The 4,291-nt window shown below is 62.5% G+C and carries 3 protein-coding genes and 1 pseudogene; all 4 read left to right on the forward strand.

Annotation, left to right across the window (positions count from 1 at the left end; all coding sequences use genetic code 11):
* A pseudogene (locus Q319_RS0122485) lies at window positions 1-297 on the forward strand (hypothetical protein); the annotation flags it as partial.
* Window positions 298-469: 172 nt separating this feature from the next.
* A complete protein-coding gene (locus Q319_RS0122490; protein WP_029484640.1) occupies window positions 470-1,723 on the forward strand; it encodes an ABC transporter substrate-binding protein in 1,254 nt (417 codons plus the stop codon).
* Between the two features lie 158 nt (window positions 1,724-1,881).
* Window positions 1,882-3,006 carry a carbohydrate ABC transporter permease gene (locus Q319_RS0122495; RefSeq protein WP_029484641.1) on the forward strand — a complete coding sequence of 375 codons (1,125 nt, stop codon included), beginning with the start codon at window positions 1,882-1,884 and terminating at the stop codon, window positions 3,004-3,006.
* Window positions 3,007-3,139: 133 nt separating this feature from the next.
* Window positions 3,140-4,003 carry a carbohydrate ABC transporter permease gene (locus Q319_RS0122500; RefSeq protein ID WP_029484642.1) on the forward strand — a complete coding sequence of 288 codons (864 nt, stop codon included), beginning with the start codon at window positions 3,140-3,142 and terminating at the stop codon, window positions 4,001-4,003.
* Window positions 4,004-4,291: the final 288 nt, after the last annotated feature.

A 4,291-nucleotide genomic window follows, 5' to 3' on the forward strand; every position in this document is an offset into this window, starting at 1 on the left:
GCCCCTGTGGGGCAGAGGCAGTGGAGTTCAGAAGCACAACAGGCCCTGAACTATCTGTTCAGGCGCACGCACCTGATGAACTATCCCCACTACCGCACTCAGGGCTGGCCGATTGGCTCAGGGCAGATCGAAGGCATCAACAAAAGTGTGATTGGCTGGCGCATGAAGGGTTCGGGCATGCACTGGTCCCGTCCTGGGGCCAGTGGCATGGCCTCGCTTCGTGCCAACCTGAACAACATCAATCCCCTGGTGAGTCTGGATGACGTTCGCCACGCTGCCTTTCCGATCCCAGCTTAGCGGGATGCACCCGAAGAAGCCCGGTCAATTGACAAACCCTTCATGTTTGGCGCAGCATGGCAGGCGCACCTGTTTTTATAGAAAACTTCACCCTGCTCTCCACGAGGCCACCGCATCCGAAATGCGCCGCCGCCTCCTTACCTTTCTGTCCCCACCTTTCACGGAGGAACACATGAAAAAAGCGCCCATTAAAAGAGTTTTGCTGATCGCCGCCGCCCTCACCACTGCCTCCAGCGCCCTGGCTGCTGGCAAGCTGGAAATCTTCTCGTGGTGGTCCGGCGATGAGGGTCCCGCGCTGGAAGCCCTGGTCAAGCAGTACAAGGCAAAGTACCCCACCGTAGACGTGGACAACGCCACCGTCTCGGGTGGCTCGGGGACCAATGCGCGGGCGGTTCTCAAGACCCGCATGCTGGGCGGCACCCCGCCCGACTCCTTCCAGGTTCACGCCGGGCAGGAACTCATCGGCACCTGGGTGGTGGCTGGACGCATGGAAGACCTGAGCGGCCTGTTCAAGTCCGAGGGCTGGAGCAAGGCGTTCCCCGCCGACGTGGTCAAGCTGATCAGCACCAAAGACGGCATCTGGAGCGTGCCCGTCAACGTTCACCGCAGCAACGTGATGTGGTACAACCCCGCCAAGCTCAAGGAATGGGGCGTCACCGTACCCAAGACGTGGCCTGAATTCATTACCACCTGCGCCACCCTGAAGAAAAAGGGCGTCGCCGCGCCCCTCGTGGTGGGGGAGAACTGGACCCAGCAGCACCTGTGGGAAAACGTGATGATCGGCACGCTGGGCGCGCAGGGCTGGGAAAACCTGTTCGCGGGCAAGACCAAGTTCACCGATCCCAAAGTGGTGGGCGCGTTTACCACCTTCGGCAAGGTCATGGACTGCGCCAACAAGGACGCCAGCGGCCTGAGCTGGCAGCAGGCCAGTGACCGCATTATCAGCGGCCAGAGTGCTTTCAACATCATGGGTGACTGGGCCGCCGGGTATTACACCACCACCAAGAAGCTGGCCCCTGGCCAGGGCTTCGGCTGGGCCACCGCTCCCGGTACGGCCAAGACCTTTGTCATGCTGGCCGATTCCTTCGGGCTGCCCAAGGGCGTCAAGGACCGCGCCGAGGCCATCAACTGGCTCAAGCTGCTGGGCAGCAAGGCCGGTCAGGACACCTTCAACCCCCTGAAGGGCAGCATCGCCGCCCGCACCGACAGCGATCTGAGCAAGTACAACACCTACTCGCGCAGCGCCGCCACCGACTGGAAGAACAGCAAGATCGTGGGCAGCCTGGCGCACGGCGCAGTGGCCCCCGAGAGCTTCATGAGCGCCTTCGGGGCCGTGATCGACCAGTTCGTGTCCAGCAAGAACAGCGCCGGAGCCGCCGCCGCCGCGCAGGCGCTGGCCGTTCGCTCGGGCTTCGGCAAGCAGTAAAGCAGTCAGGGGAATGGGGTGTAGGGCATAAAAGCAGCCCATAGCCCCGCCAGAAGGGATGAAACGCAGATCAGATTTCACCACGATCTGAAGTTTCATCCCTTCTCCATTTTCTACAGTCGCTACTTCCCACAACCCGGACAAAGGAGGCCCCGCCTGTGAAATCTCTGAGCAAAGACCGCCTGTGGGCCATCGCCGTATTAACGCCCAGCATCATTCTGATCGGCATTTTCGTGTACTACTTCATCGGGCGCACCATCTATGTCAGCCTGACCGACTGGGGCAACGATCCGGCGCAGGCACTGGCCCTGGACCCGATCATCCGCTGGGTGGGCCTGCAAAATTATTCCGAGCTGTTCACCGGCTTCCTGCAAGGCCGCTTCCGGCAGGAACTGGTCAACACGCTGTTCTTCACCGTGTTTTTCATCGTGGGCTGCCTGGGCGTGGGCCTGGGGCTGGCGCTGATCCTGGACCGCAACCCCAAAGGCGAGGGCCTGTGGCGCACCATCTTCCTGTTTCCCATGAGCCTGTCGTTCATCGTGACGGGCACCATCTGGCGCTGGATGCTGCAACCGCAAGGCGGGGTAAACCAGGCCCCCACGCTGGTGGGCGCTCCACCGTCCAGCTTCGCGTGGCTGAGCAGCAACGACTCGGCCCTCAAATTCGACTGGAACAACCTGCCCCTCATCACCGCTGCCGTGGTGGGCGCGGTGCTGATCGTGGTGGCGCTGCGGGCCGCCCACGCGGGTGACCGGGTGAGGACTGTCGTTGCCGCCGTCTGCGCCGCGCTGCTGATCCTGTGGGCGGTGTTCGTCGCGCCGAACGTGAAACTGCTGGCCGCCCCCGAACTGCACGGCTTCAACTTCGCCATGATCGGCATCATCATCGCCGCCGTGTGGCAGATGAGCGGCTACACGATGGCCCTGTATCTGGCCGGACTGCGCGGCATCCCCGAGGAACTGCGCGAGGCCGCCAAAGTGGACGGCGCACAGGACGCCCAGATGTACCGTTTCGTCATCTTCCCGCTGCTGTCGCCCATCACCCTCAGCGCCATGATTATCCTGGGCCACATCAGCCTGAAAATCTTTGATCTGGTGTACGCGATGGCCGGGCCGGACAACATTTCCGCCAGCGTTCCGGCGCTGAACATGTACCTGACCAGTTTCCGTCAGAACCAGTTCGCGCTGGGCGCGGCGATTGGCACCATCCTGCTGATTCTGGTGGCGTTCGTGATCGTGCCGTATCTGGCGAATCAGTTCAAGGGCGAGGAGGGGCACGCGTGAGGAGGATGATATTGAGCTTGTCTGAAGTGATGGCCTGCCCGGTGGCCCCCTCACCCCGCTGCTTCGCAGCGCCCCTCTCCCTCAAGGGGCGAGGGGTCAAAGATGAGGCTTCGCCTGTTTCTCGGAGGCACCCATGACCGCCGTTCCCCAGCCCACCGTTTCTGCCGCCCAGGCACGCCGGGCGAGCGGGGTAGGCCGCGCCGTCACGTACCTGCTGCTCGTTGTGGCCGCCTTCTTCTTCCTCATCCCCATCTATCTGGTGTTCGCCACCGCCCTCAAAACGCCGGACGCCATTGCACTCCCAACGGCGTGGCACTGGCCCGCCCGTCTCAACTGGGCCAGCTTCACGGAGGCGTGGGACAAGGTGGGCGGCAACATGCTCAACAGTCTATTCCTGGCGGTGGTGGCGACGCTGCTGAGCGCCCTGCTGGGCAGCCTGAACGGCTACGCGCTGAGCAAGTGGCGCTTCCGGGGTGCCAATACCCTGTTCGCGCTGATGCTGTTCGGCATGTTCATTCCGTATCAGGCGGTGCTGATCCCGCTGTTCCAGTTCATCAAGGCACTGGGCCTGTACGGCAGCATCTGGGGCCTGATCCTGGCGCATGTGGTCTACGGCATTCCCATCACCACGCTGATCTTCCGCAACTTCTACGCCGACGTGCCGGACGCGCTGGTGGAGGCCGCCACGATTGACGGCGCAGGCTTCTGGGAAATTTACGCCCGCGTGATCTTCCCGATCAGCATTCCCGGCTTCGTGGTGGTCATCATCTGGCAGTTCACGCAGGTCTGGAACGAGTTCCTGTTCGCGGCCACCCTCACCAACACGGGGAGCCAGCCGGTGACCTACGCCTTGTCTCAACTGGCGGGCGGTCAGGCGGTGTCGTGGAACCTGCCGATGGCTGGGGCGATCCTGGCGGCGCTGCCCACCCTGCTCGTGTACATCGTGCTGGGGCGCTATTTCGTGCGTGGGCTGCTGGCGGGGAGTGTGAAGGGGTGAAGGAAACCCCTCAGTCTGCTTCGCAGCCAGCTCCCCTCAAAAGGGAGCCAAGAAGAGAAAAGGACTGTCCAGCGCAGCAATCTCCTTGCCTCCCTTCTAAGGGGAGGTCCCCCGAAGGGGGGGAGGGGTTAACCAAGAGTTTCCAGTCAAAGCCTGAGTGCCGTCGGCAACGCAGAGCGCAGCGACAGAACTTGAAAAAGTACGGTCACTGCGCTCTTTTGGCGAGATGTCTACGTTTCGTCCGTCTAGCATAGCCTTTGCCTTCATCACGGGTCTGTTGAGCCGCAC

It is taken from the genome of Deinococcus marmoris DSM 12784, from assembly GCF_000701405.1.
GTDB classification, from domain to species: domain Bacteria; phylum Deinococcota; class Deinococci; order Deinococcales; family Deinococcaceae; genus Deinococcus; species Deinococcus marmoris.